Origin of the sequence: Streptomyces sp. ICC4 (genome assembly GCF_003287915.1) — a bacterium.
GTDB lineage: Bacteria > Actinomycetota > Actinomycetes > Streptomycetales > Streptomycetaceae > Streptomyces > Streptomyces tritrimontium.
In genome coordinates this window covers 7,034,330-7,051,509 of record NZ_CP030286.1, presented here as the reverse complement: position 1 = coordinate 7,051,509, position 17,180 = coordinate 7,034,330, and the positions used below count along the sequence as shown (strand labels likewise).

The 17,180-nt window shown below is 72.2% G+C and carries 18 protein-coding genes and 1 pseudogene; 6 read left to right on the top strand and 13 right to left on the bottom strand.

What is annotated here, in order from left to right; all coding sequences use genetic code 11:
* Positions 1-162: 162 nt before the first annotated feature.
* Positions 163-603, bottom strand: a complete 441-nt coding sequence (locus DRB89_RS33115; protein WP_112451866.1) for an ATP-binding protein — start codon at positions 601-603, stop codon at positions 163-165.
* Between the two features lie 100 nt (positions 604-703).
* Positions 704-1,045: an anti-sigma factor antagonist BldG gene (gene bldG, locus DRB89_RS33110; protein ID WP_112451865.1), complete on the bottom strand. Its 342-nt coding sequence runs from the start codon at positions 1,043-1,045 to the stop codon at positions 704-706.
* Positions 1,046-1,126: 81 nt separating this feature from the next.
* On the opposite strand from bldG, the gene DRB89_RS33105 reads away from it, so the two are divergent.
* Positions 1,127-3,682, top strand: coding sequence for a DEAD/DEAH box helicase (locus DRB89_RS33105; RefSeq protein WP_239516450.1), 2,556 nt, complete (start codon positions 1,127-1,129; stop codon positions 3,680-3,682).
* A 156-nt stretch (positions 3,683-3,838) separates the two neighbouring features.
* On the opposite strand, the gene DRB89_RS33100 is transcribed toward DRB89_RS33105, so the two are convergent.
* The 8 genes and pseudogenes from DRB89_RS33100 to DRB89_RS33065 all read right to left on the bottom strand — a co-directional run bounded on the left by DRB89_RS33100 (position 3,839) and on the right by DRB89_RS33065 (position 10,486).
* A complete protein-coding gene (locus DRB89_RS33100) occupies positions 3,839-4,228 on the bottom strand; it encodes an Rv3654c family TadE-like protein (protein WP_112451863.1) in 390 nt (129 codons plus the stop codon).
* A gap of 148 nt (positions 4,229-4,376) precedes the next feature.
* A pseudogene (locus DRB89_RS33095) lies at positions 4,377-4,964 on the bottom strand (DJ-1/PfpI family protein); the annotation flags it as partial.
* Entirely contained in the window at positions 4,957-6,573 is a 1,617-nt protein-coding gene (locus DRB89_RS33090; RefSeq protein ID WP_112448564.1) for a GMC oxidoreductase, read from the bottom strand. The gene DRB89_RS33090 and the pseudogene DRB89_RS33095, both read right to left, overlap by 8 nt.
* Positions 6,574-6,585: 12 nt before the next feature.
* Entirely contained in the window at positions 6,586-6,966 is a 381-nt protein-coding gene (locus tag DRB89_RS33085; RefSeq protein WP_343234516.1) for a nuclear transport factor 2 family protein, read from the bottom strand.
* A gap of 5 nt (positions 6,967-6,971) precedes the next feature.
* Positions 6,972-7,427, bottom strand: coding sequence for a nuclear transport factor 2 family protein (locus DRB89_RS33080; protein ID WP_112448563.1), 456 nt, complete (start codon positions 7,425-7,427; stop codon positions 6,972-6,974).
* A gap of 20 nt (positions 7,428-7,447) precedes the next feature.
* Positions 7,448-7,879, bottom strand: coding sequence for a nuclear transport factor 2 family protein (locus DRB89_RS33075; protein WP_112448562.1), 432 nt, complete (start codon positions 7,877-7,879; stop codon positions 7,448-7,450).
* 87 nt (positions 7,880-7,966) lie between these two features.
* Positions 7,967-9,616: a thiamine pyrophosphate-binding protein gene (locus DRB89_RS33070; protein WP_112448561.1), complete on the bottom strand. Its 1,650-nt coding sequence runs from the start codon at positions 9,614-9,616 to the stop codon at positions 7,967-7,969.
* 45 nt (positions 9,617-9,661) lie between these two features.
* Complete coding sequence (locus DRB89_RS33065; protein WP_112453380.1) at positions 9,662-10,486, bottom strand: type 1 glutamine amidotransferase domain-containing protein; 825 nt, start codon at positions 10,484-10,486, stop codon at positions 9,662-9,664.
* 264 nt (positions 10,487-10,750) lie between these two features.
* Between DRB89_RS33065 and DRB89_RS33060 the strand changes: the two genes are divergently transcribed.
* From DRB89_RS33060 to DRB89_RS46420, 5 genes are all read left to right on the top strand, one after another.
* Positions 10,751-11,023 carry a UBP-type zinc finger domain-containing protein gene (locus tag DRB89_RS33060; RefSeq protein WP_112448560.1) on the top strand — a complete coding sequence of 91 codons (273 nt, stop codon included), beginning with the start codon at positions 10,751-10,753 and terminating at the stop codon, positions 11,021-11,023.
* A gap of 134 nt (positions 11,024-11,157) precedes the next feature.
* Entirely contained in the window at positions 11,158-12,801 is a 1,644-nt protein-coding gene (locus DRB89_RS33055; protein WP_204358020.1) for an FAD-dependent oxidoreductase, read from the top strand.
* Between the two features lie 60 nt (positions 12,802-12,861).
* Positions 12,862-13,359 carry a hypothetical protein gene (locus DRB89_RS33050; protein ID WP_112448558.1) on the top strand — a complete coding sequence of 166 codons (498 nt, stop codon included), beginning with the start codon at positions 12,862-12,864 and terminating at the stop codon, positions 13,357-13,359.
* 92 nt (positions 13,360-13,451) lie between these two features.
* Positions 13,452-13,781, top strand: a complete 330-nt coding sequence (locus DRB89_RS46425) for an antibiotic biosynthesis monooxygenase family protein (RefSeq protein WP_112448557.1) — start codon at positions 13,452-13,454, stop codon at positions 13,779-13,781.
* Positions 13,778-14,269 carry a group II truncated hemoglobin gene (locus DRB89_RS46420; RefSeq protein WP_112448556.1) on the top strand — a complete coding sequence of 164 codons (492 nt, stop codon included), beginning with the start codon at positions 13,778-13,780 and terminating at the stop codon, positions 14,267-14,269. Before DRB89_RS46425 ends, DRB89_RS46420 begins: the two co-directional genes overlap by 4 nt.
* 94 nt (positions 14,270-14,363) lie before the next feature.
* Here DRB89_RS46420 and DRB89_RS33035 read toward each other — a convergent pair whose 3' ends face one another.
* The 3 genes from DRB89_RS33035 to DRB89_RS33025 all read right to left on the bottom strand — a co-directional run bounded on the left by DRB89_RS33035 (position 14,364) and on the right by DRB89_RS33025 (position 17,167).
* On the bottom strand, positions 14,364-15,695 hold the full coding sequence (locus DRB89_RS33035; protein ID WP_239516449.1) for a DNA polymerase IV: 1,332 nt from the start codon (positions 15,693-15,695) through the stop codon (positions 14,364-14,366).
* A gap of 146 nt (positions 15,696-15,841) precedes the next feature.
* Positions 15,842-16,513 (bottom strand): MerR family transcriptional regulator, encoded by a 672-nt coding sequence (locus DRB89_RS33030; protein WP_239516448.1) that lies wholly within the window; start codon positions 16,511-16,513, stop codon positions 15,842-15,844.
* Between the two features lie 180 nt (positions 16,514-16,693).
* Positions 16,694-17,167, bottom strand: coding sequence for a bifunctional nuclease family protein (locus DRB89_RS33025; RefSeq protein ID WP_030009777.1), 474 nt, complete (start codon positions 17,165-17,167; stop codon positions 16,694-16,696).
* Between the last annotated feature and the right edge of the window lie 13 nt (positions 17,168-17,180).

Sequence of the window (17,180 nt, the reverse complement as noted above, 5' to 3'; positions counted from 1 at the left end):
CCGGTCGCTCCCGGCCACGCGGTGGCTCCGGGGTACCCGGACAGGGCCGACGGGGCCGCCAAGGGCACCCGGCGGGGCCGGAAGGGCCACTCGGCGGGGCTGGCAGAGCTACTCGGCGGACCTGAGAGGCCCCTCGGCGGGACCTGCGGGGCCCGCGGGCCGCTACGGCAGCTCCGAGGTCCCCAGGACGGGCCAGCGCATCCGGATGGTCCCGCCCGATTCCCCGCTGATCACCTCGACGTCATCGACCAGGCCGCTGATCACGGCGAGGCCCATCTCGTCCTCGCCCTCGATGTCGGGGTCCAGGACGGCCTCGATTCCGGACACGCCGGTGGACGGACCGCCGGCCGGTCCGGGCACTTCGTCGCCGACCTCGATGGAGAACACCTTCTCCTCCTCGGTCAGCACCACCCGGACGGGCGCGGTCAGCCCGTTGCTGCGGTGCAGTCCGACGGCACGCGAACAGGCCTCGCCCACGGCGAGGCGGACCTCGTCGAGGACGGCTTCCTCCACGCCGGCCCGGCGCGCCACGGCGGCCGCGACCAAGCGGGCCGTCCGGACGTGTTCGGGCTGGGCGCTGAAGCGCAGTTCAACGGTGGCCATGCGCGTCCCCCTCGGACTACGGGCGTGCCTTACAGGGGCCCGGGCCGCCTGTGGCCCGGTACCCCCCGCTGCTCATCGGCCGTTTCGCCGCCGAGAGTCGTCAGTCGGTGGCGTTGACAGCCTCTTCCACCGAGTTGTGGATCGGAAACACCTTGGTCAGACCGGTGATTCGGAAGATCTTCAGGATGCGCTCCTGGTTGCAGACCAGACGCAGCGAGCCCTCGTGCGCGCGGACGCGCTTGAGGCCTCCCACGAGCACACCAAGCCCGGTGGAGTCGAGGAAGTCCACTCGCTCCATGTCGACAACCAAGTGGTAGCTGCCGTCGTTCACCAACTCGACCAACTGCTCGCGCAGCTTGGGCGCGGTATACACATCAATCTCGCCACCGACCTCCACGACCGTACGGTCGCCGACAGTGCGAGTCGACAGGGACAGGTCCACGGATCCTCCAGCACCTTGCTATCGAGCGGCGCCCCCCAGGGGCCTCCCCACCCGGAGGTGGACGAGGGATTGGCTGCCGCGATGGCATTCAATCACTTACCGGCAGGCGCGCACGACGCCTTGGGACCATTGTCCCGCACGCCGGTGACACACTCGCTTCCAATGGCCAACACTCACCGTCCCGGTCCGCCCACGGCACCCGAGGACGTACGACCCACCCCCGGCACGGTCCTGGACCGGCTGTCACGGGGGCCTTCCCGGGCTGCGCGCATCACCCATACGGAGCACTTGCCCCCTCGGGAGGGTCGTCATGCGGTCTGGCCGGACCGCATCCGAACGGATGTCGTAGCCGCCATCCAGGCCGCCGGCATCGAGCACCCGTGGGAACACCAGGCCGCGGCGGCCGAACACGCGCTCGACGGGGAGTCCGTGGTCGTCGCCACGGGCACCGCGTCGGGCAAGTCCCTGGCCTACCTCGCGCCCGTGCTCTCCGCCCTCGTGGACGGCTCGGAAGCCCCCAACGGGCGGGGTGCGACCGCCCTGTACCTGGCCCCGACGAAGGCGCTGGCCGCCGACCAGCGGCGCGCCGTACGGGAGCTGGCCGGACCGCTCGGCAACGCCGTGCGCCCGGCCGTGTACGACGGCGACACCCCCTTCGAGGAACGCGAGTGGGTCCGCCAGTACGCCAACTACGTGCTCACCAACCCCGACATGCTCCACCGGGGTATCCTCCCGGCCCACCCGCGCTGGGCCTCCTTCCTGCGGTCCCTGCGCTACGTCGTGATCGACGAGTGCCACACCTACCGGGGCGTATTCGGCTCCCACGTGGCCCAGGTCCTGCGCCGGCTGCGGCGGCTGTGCGCCCGCTACGGCTCCGATCCCGTCTTCCTGCTGGCCTCCGCCACCGCCAGCGACCCGGCGGCCGCGGCGTCCCGGCTGACGGGTCTGCCGGTGGTGGAGGTGGCCGACGACGCCTCCCCGCGCGGCGAGGTCGTCTTCGCCCTGTGGGAGCCGCCCCTGACCGACCTGAAGGGCGAGAGGGGCGCACCCGTACGCCGTACGGCGACCGCGGAGACCGCCGAACTCCTGACCGACCTGGTCGTGCAGGGCGTCCGCACGGTCGCCTTCGTCCGCTCCCGGCGCGGCGCCGAGCTGATCGCGGTGATCGCCCAGGAGCGGCTCGCCTCCGTGGACCGCTCGCTGCCCGGGCGGGTCGCGGCCTACCGGGGCGGCTACCTGCCCGAGGAGCGCCGGGCCCTGGAGCGGGCCCTGCACTCCGGTGAGCTGCTGGGCCTGGCCGCCACGACCGCCCTGGAACTGGGCGTGGACGTCTCCGGCCTCGACGCCGTGCTGATCACCGGCTACCCGGGCACCCGTGCCTCCCTCTGGCAGCAGGCCGGCCGCGCCGGACGCTCCGGCCAGGGCGCCCTGGCCGTGCTGATCGCCCGCGACGACCCGCTGGACACCTACCTCGTCCACCACCCGGAGGCCTTGTTCCGCCAGCCGGTGGAGGCCACGGTCCTGGATCCCGACAACCCGTACGTCCTGGCCCCGCACCTGTGCGCCGCCGCGGCCGAGCTGCCCCTGACGGAGGCCGACCTCGCCCTCTTCGGCCCGGCGGCGGCCGAGCTCCTCCCCCAGCTGGAGGCGGCCAAGCTGCTGCGCCGGCGGGCCACGGCCTGGCACTGGACCCGCCGGGAGCGGGCCTGCGACCTCACCGACATCCGGGGCGGCGGCGGCCGTCCCGTCCAGATCGTCGAAGCCGCCACGGGCCGGCTGCTCGGCACGGTCGACGAGCCCGCCTCGCACGCAGCCGTCCACGACGGGGCCGTCCACCTGCACCAGGGCCGCACGTACCTCGTGAAGCACCTGGACCTGGAGGACTCGGTCGCCCTCGTCGAGGAAGCGAATCCGCCCTTCTCCACCACCGCCCGCGACACCACCGCCATCTCCGTCCTGGAGACCGAGAGGGAGATCGCCTGGGGCAGCGGACGGCTCTGCTTCGGCTCCGTCGAGGTCACCAACCAGGTCGTCTCCTACCTGCGCCGCAAACTGATCACCGGCGAGGTGCTCGGCGAGGCCAAGCTGGACCTGCCGCCCCGCACCCTGCGCACCCGGGCCGTGTGGTGGACGGTCACCGAGGACCAGCTCGACGAGGCCCGGATCAACCCGGAGATCCTCGGCGGCGCCCTGCACGCCGCCGAGCACGCCTCCATCGGCCTGCTCCCGCTCTTCGCCACCTGCGACCGCTGGGACATCGGCGGGGTCTCCGTCCCGCTGCATCCCGACACCCTCCTCCCGACGGTCTTCGTCTACGACGGCCACCCCGGCGGCGCCGGCTTCGCGGAGCGCGCCTTCCACACGGCCCGCGCCTGGCTGACGGCGACCCGCGACGCGATCGCCGCCTGCGAGTGCGAGGCGGGCTGCCCGTCCTGCATCCAGTCCCCCAAGTGCGGCAACGGCAACGACCCCCTCCACAAGCGCGGCGCCCTCCGCCTCCTCACCCGCCTCCTCGCCGAGGCCCCGGAGGCGGCCCCTGAGGCCCCGGAGGCGGCGGAGGCCGGGCCGCAGGGACCCGAGGCACCGGAGGCCGGCCCGGAGGCTCCCGAGGAGGCCCCTGAGGCCCCCGAAACCTGAGTGCACCGCGGGTTCGCGCACCGGCCCCGCGAATGGCTGGTTCTCGACCCTGCCGACGGCCTGCTCCCGGCGGGGCGGCCCGGCACCCGCTCGGGCCCGGCCTCCGGGAGCCGGGCCGCTGCCCCTCCGCGGGCCCCCGCCCGGCCGGCCGCCGGCTCACCGGGGCTCCTCCGCCAGCGGCGGACCGGCGCGGGAGCGCAGCGCCGGGGCGAAGGGCCCCGTCGGGGCTCGGGCCGTGACCTCCACGACCTCGCCCGTCACCACGCATCCGGTGACCCCCGCGGCCTGCGCCTCCGCCACCCGTACCGCTGTGGCGCAGGCCGCCTCCGGACCGTGGGCCCAGGTCGCCGCCGCGGCGAGGGCGGCCAGGTCGGCGGCCGCGGCGGCACGGTGCCGGGCCACCACCGCCTGCCCCAGCAGGAGCACCCCGCCGAACACCGCCACCAGCACGGTCGCCACGACGACGCCCCACACCGTGGCCGCCCCCCGGTCCCGGTCCCGGTCCCGCACCCGGTCCCGGTCCCGCACCCGGTCCCGGTCCCGCACCCGGGCCGGGGCCCGTGCGGGGGTCGGGTCCCGGGTCGGGTCCCGGGTCGGGTCCCGGGTCGGGTCCCGGGCTGGCCGCGTCGAGTGTGTATAACAGACCGCCCACCACCCCCTCTTCGCCCGTGGGCTCCTCGGGCTGGTCGGGGCCGGCCGCGATCAGCTCGATGATCCGCCGGGCGAAGAGGTGGTGGTGGGCGCCGGTGCGGCCGGTGACCAGGTCGCCGTCGACCACCACGTCCTCGTCCACGTACTCGGCGCCCATGTTGCGGACGTCGCCGATGAGGTTGTTGTGGCAGACGACCTTGCGGCCGCGCACCTTGTCCGGGATCGAAGCGGCCAGCCACATGCCGTGGCAGATGATCCCCTTGAGGACGGCCGGCTCCTCGAAGGCCCGGCGCAGCAGCTCCGTCGCCGGGGCCAGCACGTCCACGTCCTCGGTGTAGCGCAGCCGGTCGGCCACCATGCCCGAGGGCACGATGAGCGCCGCGTACCGGCGCAGGTCCTCGTCGCCCAGTCCCTCCAGGGATTTGGTCGCGGTGAAGGGCGCCCGGTACTCGTGTCCGGTGAAGGTGATGGAGTCGTTGCCCCACAGCCGGGTCAGGAAGTCGACCTCGGCGCCCTCCTCCGCGAACCGGTGCAGGTAGTAGAAGATCTCCGGCTCGTAGAAGTCGCTCTCGACCAGGACCGCGATCCGCGTCCCGGAGAGCGCGCCCTCGCGCAGTACGGCGTCAGGCACCGGAAGCCCCCCTGTCCAGGCCGCGGAGGAAGTCCGCGGCGCGTTCGGCGATCATGGCGATGGCGGTGTGGCAGTTGCCCGACGGGACGGCGGGCATCACGCTCGCGTCGACGACGCGCAGGTTCCGCACGCCGTGCACCCGCAGCTCGGGGTCGACGACGGACAGGTCGTCGACGCCCATGCGACAGGAGCCCGCCTGGTGGTGGTAGCTCTCCGACTTCTGCTTCACGAAGGCGCGCAGGTCGGCGTCGGACTCGTGGCCCGGGCCGGGCTGGAGCTCCTGCTTGTACCAGGGCGAGAAGGCGGAGGTCGCGAAGATCTCCCGGGCCGTCTTGACGCCCTGCACCATCCGCTCCAGGTCCCAGCGGTCGCCCAGGTAGTTCGGGTGGATCAGCGGGTGGGCCAGCGGATCGGCGCTCGCCAGCTTGATCCAGCCGCGCGAGACGGGGCGTACGACGCCGGGCAGGATGGACACCGTGTTGGGGTGGTCCTGGCCGACGATCACGTCGAACGGCACGTGGACGAAGGCGATCTGCAGGTCCGGGGCGGGCAGTCCGGGGCGGGAGGAGAGGAACAGCGCGCTCTCCGACAGGTTCTGCGCCGGCGGCGGGAGTTCCTGGGTGACCTCGGCCATCAGCCCGGTCAGCACGTGGTTGTGGAAGTTCTCGCCGACTCCGGGCAGGGCCGCCACCGTCCGGATGCCGTGCTCGGCGAGCTGCTCGGGGTGCCCGATCCCGGAGAGCAGCAGCAGCTTGGGCGATTCGATCGCCCCGGCGGCCACGATCACCTCCCGGCGGGCCCGCGCGGTCTGCGGACCGGGCTCGGGCGGGGTGCTGTGCCCGTCCCGCACGGTCCGGCCCGGGATGTCGGCGGGCGGGGCGAGCTGGACGTACTCCACGCCCGTGCAGGTGTCGCCGTCGAAGAGCAGCCGGGTGCTCTGCGCACTGGTGCGCAGGGTCAGGTTCGGGCGGTCGAGGGCCGGTTCGAGATAGGCGGCGAGCACGCCCTGGCGGCGGCCCTCCGCCACGTCGATGTGATGCCAGCCGGTGCCGAAGAGCCCGCGCCGGGGGCCGTCGGTGTTGAAGTCGGCGATCTCCTCGTGGCCGAGCTCGACGGCGGCGTCGATGAAGGCGCGGGAGACCGGATTGGGGTGGTGCCGCCCGGCGTTGGTGATCCGCTGCGGGCCGCGGGTGCCGGTGGTCGCGGCGGTGGCGTCCTCCTGGCCCTCCAGCAGGGCGAAGTAGGGCAGCACGTCCTCGTGGGCCCAGCCCGCCGCGCCCTGGTAGGCCCAGTTGTCGAAGTCCGAGGCGTGGCCCCGGATGTGCATCATGATGTAGAGGTTGCTGCTGCCCCCGGGGGCCTTGCCGCGCGGTTCGTAGGTGCGCCGGCCGTCGAGGCCGGGCTGCGGGACGCTGGTGTAGCCCCAGTCGACGGGCCCGCCGAGCAGCTTGTACCAGGAGGACGGGTCGTCCACCTCGGGCGGGATGCGGCCCGCGCCGGCTTCCAGGACGAGGACGGTGGTGTCCGGGTCCTCGGAGAGCCGGTTCGCGAGGACGCTGCCCGCGGTGCCGGATCCCACGATGATGTAGTCGTACTCGTCTGCGGCCATCGCGTGTCCCCCTCAGCCCTGGCCGAGCACCTGGAAGGGGACGGTGTCGTGGTGGTTCGCCATGTAGGCGATCTTTCCGTCCACGATCCGGAAGAAGTTCATGACCTCGGCCTCGATGTTCTCGCCCGCCGGGGTGACCGCCGTCAGGTGGGAGACGGCCGCCGCCTTCTCCCCGTCGACGAGGAAGTGCACGGGCTCGTTGCGGAACACCCGGTACATCGTCCCCATGCCCTTCATCATCGACCGCAGCGTCTCCAGGCCCTCGATGTGGCCGGCGAGCTGCTCGTCCATGACCTGGTCCTCGGAGAACAGGTCGCACCAGGCGTCCCAGTCACCGGCGTTGGCGTACTCGTAGTACTTCTGCAAGATCTGCCGCGCGTCCATGGCGTTCATTCCCCCTATCGGTCCCTGCGGGTTCCGTCCGGCGCGAAGGGCGCCCAGAACTGGCTGAAGGCCGTCGCCGAGTCGCCGAACAGGCCGTCGTGGCCCTCGACGATCCGGCCGTCCCGCCAGCGCATGAAGTGGAAGACCGGGTAGTCCATCCGCTCGTACGGGGAACTGCTCGACTCGTCCGCGCCGCCGCGCAGGGCGATGTTGCGGCAGACGTCCGCGCTGCAGTCCTCGCCGACGAGGACCGCTTCCAGGTCCATGCGGAAGGTGCCGCCCGTGAGCTTGTGGGTCTGGCCCATCAGCTCCAGGAAGGCGTCCAGGCTCTCGTACCAGCCGGCGAGCGGGTGGTTGCCGGGGACCTGCCAGCGCAGGTCCTCGGAGTAGTACTCCAGGATCCGGGCCCGGTCGCCGGAGCCGAGGGCCCGGTAGGCCGCCTCGACCCGCTCGCGCGTCACTTCGGTCATCGTCGCTGCTCCTTCGGCGCTCAGAGGGAGGCGGAACCGGGCATGGGCGCCAGTTCGTTCACGGTGTACTGCTTGATCAGCGGCCCGTCGGGGCCCGCGACCACGGTCCAGGTCTGGTCCGCGTCGAAGCCCAGCCAGACGCTGCGGGCGGCCGGCGGGTCCCAGATCCTGGCCTGCCAGTTGACGAGGACCCGGACGACCGCCCGGTCGCCCTCGATGACGGGCTCCACCTTCGTGACCGTGTGCACCTCGTCGAAGAAGCGGTGGGTGACCGCCTCGTACCAGCGGCCGAAGCCCTGGTGGCCGAGGAAGGTGTCTTCGGGGACCTTGAACTCCAGGTCCTCGGTGATCAGCGCCAGCACCTGGTCCGGCGCGAGGTGCTGGTCCAGGGCCACGTACCAGTTCTCGGCGAAGGCGCGGATCGCGTCCTCGGTCAGCCGCTCGGCGGGCATGCGGTCTCCTCCTGTCGGTGCGGGATGGCTGCGCTGTGCGGGGTGCCTGTGCGGGGCGGCCGTGCGGGGCGGCCGCCCGTCCGTCCGTCAGATCTGTACGTCGACCAGGAAGGGCCCGGGGTGGTCCAGCATCCGGCCCACGGCCTGGACCGCCTCGTCCGGCTTCTCCACCCGCACGCCGCCGGCGCCGAGCGACCGGGCCAGGGCCGCGAAGTCGATCTCGGGGCGGGAGAGGTCGAAGGAGCCCGGGAAGCGGTGCTCGGGAATCTCCCGCTCCCGCCAGTACTGGGCGATGTTGTCGTCCAGCAGCCGGTACTTGCGGTTGTTGCAGACCACGAACTTCGCGTCGATGCCGTGCCGGACCGCGGTCCACAGCGCCTGGTAGGTGTACATCGAGCCGCCGTCGCCCGCGAAGCCGACGACGAGCCGGTCCGGGCGGGCGAGCTTGACGCCGACCGCGCCCGGGAAGCCCACCCCGAGCGAGCCGCCCCGGGTGAGGTGGTAGTCGCCCGGCCGCTCCGGCGGCAAGTACTTCGTGACCAGCGGGGAGGTGGTCAGCGCCTCGTCGAAGACGATCAGGTCCCCGCCGGTGCGCTCGGCCAGCGTCCGCAGGAAGACCGCCATCGTCGATCCGTCCGCGTCGGCCCCGTCGAGCAGGTTTGCGCGCGCCCGCTCCCGGGTCCGCGCCTCCAGCCGCCCGGCCGCCGCCGCCCGCCGGGCGGGGGTCAGCAGGTTCTCCAGTACGCCGGCCAGCGCGCGCAGCGCCTGGCGCGGATCGGCGGCGAGCCCGAGGTCCACCGGGTGGTTCTTGGCGATCTCGTAGGCGTTCAGGTCGATGTGCACGACCTTCGCGCCCGCCCGGAAGGGGCTCTCCAGCTCCGGGAACACCTCGGGGAAGACGTAGGTGCCCACGATCAGCACCCCGTCGGCGTCCCCGATCAGCTCCTTGCTGTGCGGGCCGAACATGTGGCCCGTCTGGCCGCGGCGCAGCGGGTGCGAGGCCGCGATGTTCACCTCCGAGGAGTCGACCTCGTACACGTCCGCGCCGAGCAGCTCGGCGACGGCGGCGAGTTCGCGCTGCGCCCCGGAGAGCGCGACCCCGTCTCCGACGAGGACGACCGGCCGCTCGGCGGAGGCGAGCAGCTCGGCCGCCCGCCCCACCGAGGCTGGCGAGGGCGCCACGTCCGTGAGCGGCACCGTGGTCGGCAGGACGGGCTCGGAGTTGAGCTCGTCCAGCACGTCCATCGGCAGCGCCACGAACACCGGGCCGCGCGGCGGGGTCAGGGCGATCTTCACCGCCCGCCGGATGGTGCGCAGTACGGAGTGCCGGTCGGTGACCCGGGTCGCGTACTTGGTCACCGGCTTGGCCATCGCCACCAGGTCGCACGCCATCTGCGCGTCCATGGCGTCGTAGCGGACCCCGGCGTCGCCGGCGACGACGACGAGCGGGGTGTGCCCGCGCAGCGACTGGTAGAGCATGCCGATGCCGTTGCCCAGCCCGACCCCGGAGTGGAGCTGGAGCAGGGCCGCGCCGCCGGTGGCCCGGGCGTAGCCGTCGGCGATGCCGGCGGCCACGGTCTCCTGGAGGGCCAGGACGTAGGAGAAGTCCTCCGCGGCGTCCACCGCGTCGAGGAATCCCTGTTCCACCGTCCCCGGATTTCCGAACATGATGTTCAGGCCGTCGGCCTTGAACTGGTCGATCAGCCTTTCCCGTCCGGGAGTGGCTCCGGAACTCATCGAACTCCCCCTCTTTTTCCACCGGGTTGCCGGGACGCTCCGGAATTACCAGCCGTACCGGGTGAGGCCGTTCTCCAGGACTTCCACGATCTTCTGCCCCGTGAGATAGGAGTCGGGGGTGGAACGGCCCGTCACGAACGGGAAGTCGACGATCACCGAAAGCGGGTGGCCGAAGTTTCCGTGATAGGCGCCGCCCGGTCCGGTCGCGTCGCGCAGGATGTACTCCAGCGGATACGGCGGCGGCCCCATGTTGAAGTCGGTACCGAGGAATCCGGTGCCGTCCTTGTAGTCGTATTCCTTGCAGTGGCCGGTCACGTGCTTGCCCCAGATGATGCTGCGGCGGTCGCCCCAGTCCCGGGCGAAGGCCAGGCAGGCCACGCCGTAGCACTCGGCGGCGACGACCTTGCCGGCGTTCTTGAACGCCAGGATCAGGGCGTGCACGCGCTCGTTGTTGGCGAGGTCCACGATCGGGCCGCTGCCGCCGACGATGAGGAGCGCGTCGAAACCGGCGATGTCGGCCTGGAGCTTGTCCAGATCGCGGTGGTACTGCTCCAGCTTGGGCAGATAGCCCTCGTCGCTGGTGTACGGGCGCTCGGGCGCCCACGCTTCGATGTCGAGCGGGGAGTCGAGCCGGCTCGACTGCTCGAACTCCCGGCCCAGCCGGGCGTTCTCCTCGGTGGTGACCGAGCGTCCCAGCGGAGGATCGATGTAGTTCGCGTCGAGGCTCGGCGGGAGAGCGTGCGCACGCTTTCCGGTCGGCGTGGCGAATACGACTTCATAGCCCTGCTCGTCGAACTTCGATACGGGGCCGATCAGTTCCTCGGCCCAGTAACCGTGTTCGGAGACAATGACCAGAATCTTTCTGCTCACGGATTCCTCCAGGCGCCGCCTGTTGTCGTTGGCGTCCCCCACACTGGCCGTGCCGGGGGTTCCCGTCAAAGCGCCCGTGTGCGACTTCGTGAGGTAGTCGCCCAGGTCAAGCAGGTACCTCAGGAAGTCGTCCGCGAGGTCATGAAGTAGCTTCCGTACTACCTGACTTCGGCCGAATCGGTGAACCCTCGCCGAACCTCCCCCTTATGGTCTGGACGCGCCGTGAATCACGGGTGCGATACGCGTGAGAGAGGGACGGGGACGATGACGATGGACCTGTTGTGCACCCACATCGATCAGATACGTCCGGTGAAACCCGGCACGGAGGGCTGCGAGGAATGCCTCGCCTCCGGGGACACCTGGGTGCACCTGCGGATGTGCCTGAGCTGCGGGCACGTCGGGTGCTGCGATTCCTCGAAGAACCGTCATGCCACCCGGCACTACGGAGCCTCCGGGCACCCCCTGGCGGCCTCCCACGAGCCCGGCGAGGACTGGGCCTGGTGCTACGCCGACAAGCTGATGCTGGACGCGGCGTGAGCGCGGCCCCGGAGAGCGCGGCCGCTCCCGCCGGTGCGGCCTCCCCGGCCTCCCCGACCGACCCGGCCTCCCCGACCGGTGCGGCGGCGACCAGGGCTGCCGCCGAGCGTGCGGAGAACCGCAAGCCCGTCATCCTGGCCGTGGACGACGACCCGCAGGTGCTCCGCGCCGTGCGCCGGGACCTGCGCAGCGCGTACGGCGACCGGTACCGGGTCCTCGGCGCGTCCTCCGCCGCCGATGCCCTCAAGATCCTGGACTCCCTCGACGAGCGCGGCCACGACCCCGCGCTCTTCCTCGTGGACCAGCGCATGCCCGACGTCACCGGCGTCGAGTTCCTGCTGGAGGCGGTCAGCCGCTTCCCCGACGCCCGCCGCGTGCTCCTCACCGCGTACGCCGAGACGGACGCGGCGATCACCGCCATCAACCGGGTGCGCCTGGACTACTACCTGCTCAAGCCGTGGGACCCGCCGCACGAGCGGCTCTTCCCGGTCCTGGACGACCTGCTCTCGGACTGGCTCGCCACCTACCGCCCGGCGTACGACGGGATCATCGTCGCGGGCCACCTGGTCTCCCCCGGCACCCACGCCGTCCGGGACTTCTTCACGCGCAACGGACAGCCGTTCCGCTTCCTCAACGTCGAGCGGGACCCGGAGGCGCTGACCGTGATCGCCGCCGCCCAGGCCGGCGCGGCGCTCCCGCTGGTCCGCTTCCCGGACGGCTCGGTGCTCGCCGCGCCGACCGACACCCAGCTCGCCCAGAGCCTGGGCCTGGCCACCACCGCCTCCCGGCCGCACTACGAGTGCGTCATCGTCGGGGCGGGTCCGGCGGGGCTCGCGGCCGGCGTCTACTCGGCGTCCGAGGGCCTGTCCACGCTCATGCTGGACTCGCGGGCCCCGGGCGGCCAGGCCGGCACCTCCAGCCTGATCGAGAACTACCTCGGCTTCCCCTCCGGCCTCTCCGGCGCCGACCTGACCCGCCGCGCCACCATCCAGGCCGCCCGGTTCGGCGCCGAGATCCTGCACCCGGTGGAGGTCGTGTCGCTGACCCGGGACGACCCGGCGAAGATCCTGACCCTGGCGGACGGTACGGAGATCAGCGCCGAGACGGTGCTCCTGGCGACCGGGGTCTCGTACAACCGCCTGGACGCCCCCGGCGCGGACCGCTTCGAGGGCGCCGGGCTCTACTACGGCGCGGCGACGACCGAGAGCTCGGCGTGCATCTCGCAGCACGTGTTCATCGTGGGCGGCGCCAACTCGGCCGGCCAGGCCGCCGTCCACTTCGCCAAGTACGCGGCCCGGGTCACGATCCTGGTCCGCGCGGCCTCGCTCGACGACAGCATGTCCCGCTACCTGATCGACGAGATCGCGCGCACCCCGAACATCGAGGTGAAGGTCCGCACGACGGTCGTCCGCCTCCACGGCGAGGAACACCTGGAGCGCCTGACCCTCCACCACTCGGACACCGGCGAGGACGAGGAGGTCCCGGCCCGGTTCATGTTCACCTTCATCGGCGCCCGCCCGCACACGCAGTGGCTGGCCGGGGTGGTCGAACGGGACGAGTACGGCTTCGTCCTGACCGGCTCCGACCTGATCGCCAACGGCGGCGAACTCCCCGCGGAGTGGAGCCTGGAGCGCGCCCCGTACCCGCTGGAGACCAGCGTTCCCGGGGTCTTCGCGGCCGGCGACGTACGGGCCCACTCGGTCAAGCGGGTCGCCTCCGGCGTGGGCGAGGGCGCCATGGCGGTCTCCCTGGTCCACCGCTACCGGTCGATGGGCTGACAGCGAACACGGCCCCGGCGCCCTTGCGATCAAGGCCGCGCCGGACGCACCGTTGATTACATGATTACAGCTGAGCAGAACGACCAGCTCCGCACGTGGTTCGCCGAGCGCCTGCCGGTGGACGTCTACGAGTCGCTCCTCTCGGTCACGGTGGACCGGGAGGAGATCACCGTCGTCGGGACCCTCCCCGCGGCCGAATCGGCCGCGGCCTTCCGCGAGCGCACCCGCGAACAGCGCGTCGAGGTCGCCCGGGAGGCGGAGGAGCTCTACCGCCGCAAGGTGTCCTGGGCCGTCCAGTCGGGCGAGGACCGGACCCTGTTCACCCACCTCTCTGTCCCGGTCATGACCCGCCTGCGCCAGCCCGAGCGCCAGGTCCTCGACACCCTGGTCGCGGGCGGCGTCGCCCGCAGCCGCGCCGACGCGCTGGCCTGGTGCGTACGCCTGGTCGGACGCAACACCGACACCTGGCTGACGGAGCTGCGCGAGTCCCTGGACCGGGTCCAGCGGGTCCGCGCCGAGGGCCCGGACGTCACCGACTCCCAGAAGTCTGGGTCATAACGCCGAAAGGGCTCCGCATCCGCGCATGATCACGCAACGCTGACCCAGACCCAGCGGCGATCAACGCCCGACCCCAGGGAGAGGCCCGCACCATGACCACCACCGTCGAATACATCCGCTACCGGATCGCATTGGACGACCAGCCGGCCTTCGAGGACTCGTACGCCAGGGCCGCCGACGCCCTGGCCGCCTCGCCGGAGTGCATCGACTACGAGCTGGCCCGCTGCGAGGAGGAGCCCGAGCGCTACATCCTGCGCATCCGGTGGACCTCGGTCGACGCCCACCTCAACGGATTCCGCAAGGGTGAGCACTTCCCGGCGTTCTTCGCCGCGATCCGCCCGTACGTGACGGCCATCGAGGAGATGCAGCACTACCTCGTCACCGAGGTGGCCGGCCCGGGAAAGGCGTCCACCCCGTCATGAGCACCGCACCCGACACCGCACCCGACACCACACCCACGATCTACGAGTGGATGGGCGGCGAGGAGGCGATGAACCGCCTCACCGACGTCTTCTACGCGCACGCCCTGCGGGACGAGGTCCTGGAACCGGTCTTCGCCGGCATGGACTCCGGGCACCCGCGGCACGTGGCGGTCTGGCTGGCGGAGGTCTTCGGCGGCCCGGCCAAGTACACCGCCTCGCACGGCGGCCACCAGCACATGGCCTCCAAGCACCTGGGCCGCGCGATCACCGAACAGCAGCGCCGCCGCTGGGTGGACCTGCTGATGGACACCGCCGACGAGGTCGGCCTGCCCAGCGACCCGGAGTTCCGCGCGGTCTTCGCCTACTACATCGAGTGGGGCACCCGCATGGCCCTGATCTACTCGGGCCCCAACCCGCCCCCGGTCGACGCGGCGGCGATCCCGGTCTGGTCCTGGGGCCAGACCCCGCCCTGGATCCCGAAGTCCTGAAGCCAAGGAGCCCCGGCCCCGCCGGGGCTGCGCCAGGTCCGCGTCCCAGACCTCCCCCCCGAGGGCCCGGTCCAGCAGGCGGTGCCGCCGGATCTCACCCTCCCCCTCCCGCCGGGCGTTCGTGACGACCTCTCCCCCCCGCAGTCCCGCGGTGTCGAGCAGGATCTCCAGGCCCCACCCCGGCCACTCCGCCCGGCCCACAGCGCGGGCCCGGCGCACCGCTCGCGCCTCGCGGGCGACGAGCCGACCAGGCACGGCCGCGCCCGGCGGCCCCGGCGCACGGCTCAGCGTGAGCCTGTGGTAGCCCTGTCTCGTGGGCTCGGAGATATGAATACGGAACAGCCCCCTCGGCGGCCAGCGCGAAGGCGAAGAGGTCCTCCTGCGTGTAGTCCGCCAGCCCCGTCACGCCCACTCCCAGCAGCCGGACCCCGCCCGTGGTGTCCACCGCCTCCAGCAGCCGCGCGGCCGCCTCCCGGACCACCCTCGGGTCGTCCGTCGGCCCCCGCAGGGTCTCGGAGCGGGTGAGCGTGGAGAAGTCGTAGCGCCGCACCTTGAGCACGATGGTCCGCCCCGAGTGCCCGGAGGCCCGCAGCCGCTCCACGCACCGGTCCGCGAGCCGCTGCACCTCGCCCCTGATCCGCACCCGGTCGTGCAGGTCCACATCGAAGGTGTCCTCGACCGACACGGATTTCGCGTCGCGCTCGGCGACCACCGGCCGGTCGTCCAGCCCCAGGGCCATCCGGTACAGCCCGACGCCGTGCGAGCGCCCCACCATCCGGACCAGCTCGTCCTCGCCGGCCTCCGCCAGCTCCCCCACCGTGGTGATCCCGGCCCGCCGCAGGTGCTCCCCGGTGGCCGGCCCCACGCCGGGCAGGGTCCGCACCGACATCGGCGCGAGGTGCTCGCGCTCCGTGCCGACCCCGATCAGCAGCAGCCCGGCCGGCTTGGCCTCCTCGGAGGCCACCTTGGCCAGCATCTTGGATCCGGCCAGCCCCACCGATCCGCTGAGCCCGGTCGCGGCCGTGATGTCCGCCCGCAGCCGCTGCCCGACGGCCCGCGCGCCCGGCGCGTCGAAGGCGACGCCGCCGGCCTCCAGGTCCACGAAGGCCTCGTCCAGGCTGAGCGGCTCCACGAGCGGGGACAGCTCGCGCAGGAGGGCCATGACCGTGTCGCTGACCGCCCGGTACAGGCTGAAGCGCGGGATCAGGCACGCGCCGTTCGGGCAGAGGCGGCGCGCCTGGGCCATCGGCATCGCCGAGTGCACCCCGAACCGCCTGGCCTCGTACGAGGCGGTGGCGACGACCCCGCGCGGTCCGAGCCCGCCGACGATGACCGCCTTGCCCCGCAGGCTCGGCTTCGACGCCTGCTCCACGGAGGCGTAGAAGGCGTCCATGTCCAGGTGCAGGATGGTCGGCGCGGCTCTCACAGCCCCGATGCTGCCCTACGCCACTGACAAACGACCCGAGGCCGCCCGGCGCCACCCGCCGCCGAGGCGGGCGGTTTGCGAACCCCGGGGCGACGGCCGGAAGGGCCCGGGACGGCCCCGAAGGGGGTCCAAGGGCCCTTCCCGCCTCAGACGGCCCGGTTCCTCCGAGCGGCCAGCTCATCGGCCGGGTTGTGCCCGACCACCGTCTCGCCCGTGTCCACGCGCTCCCCGTGCAGCTGCGACAGCGCCTTCTCGACGTCGCGCCACACGACGCCCACGGCGATCCCGAAGACTCCCTGACCGCCCTGGAGCAGGCTCACGACCTGGTCCGGGGAGGTGCACTCGTACACGGTCGCGCCGTCGCTCATCAGCGTCATGCGCTCAAGGTCCGAGAAGCCCCGGTCGCGCAGGTGCTGCACGGCGGTGCGGATGTTCTGCAGCGCCACCCCGGTGTCCAGGAAGCGCTTGACGATCTTGAGGACCACCACGTCCCGGAAGCTGTACAGGCGCTGCGTGCCGGACCCGTAGGCGGGCCGCACGCTCGGCTCCACCAGCCCGGTCCGCGCCCAGTAGTCGAGCTGCCGGTAGGTGATCCCCGCCGCGGCGCACGCCGTCGGCCCCCGGTAGCCCACCTGCTCGGGTGCGGACTCGCCGCCCGCGCCGTCCTGGGACCCCACCGGTCCCATCGGACCGACCGGTCCGGGCTCCTGCTGACGGCGCGCGGAGCTCACCGCACCCGCACCACCGTGCAGCGGGTACGGCCCACCGTCACTCCGTGCGGGGATGCCCCCGGTCGTACCGTCGCCCGTGACTCTCACGCCGACCCTCCGTCCTTGACCTGCCATCTCGAAGGTAGGCAGTCACCAGGGGTGCGTCAACGATCGCCACACTCGGCACGCCGAGTGATAATCACCCTGAGAGTGGTTTCCCGTACCCCATTGTGGGGAAAGGCTACTCGAATGGGCTGAAATATCCCGGAGGCGGAGGCGCTCCGCGCCTCACTGCGGGCCCGTACCGAAGTCCTCTGGCGAGATCTGGTCGAGGAACTCGCGGAACTTCTCCACCTCGTCCTCCTGCTCGTCCGGGATCGCGATTCCGGCGTCGTCCAGCACGCCGTCGCTGCCGTAGATCGGCGTCCCGGTGCGCAGGGCGAGCGCTATGGCGTCGGACGGCCGCGCGCTCACCTCGACCCCGCTGGCGAAGACCAGCTCCGCGTAGAAGACGCCCTCCCGCAGATCCGTGATCCGGACTTCGGTGAGCTCCTCGCCGATCGCCTCCAGCACGTCCTTGAAAAGGTCGTGCGTCAGCGGTCGGGCAGGGGCCATGCCCTGCTGCGCGAAGGCGATGGCAGTCGCCTCCCCTGGTCCGATCCAGATGGGGAGGTACCGATCGCCTCCCACTTCACGCAGGAGCACGATCGGTTGGTTCGAGGGCATTTCCACCCGGACACCCACAACGTCGAGCTCGTTCACACAGCAACCCTAG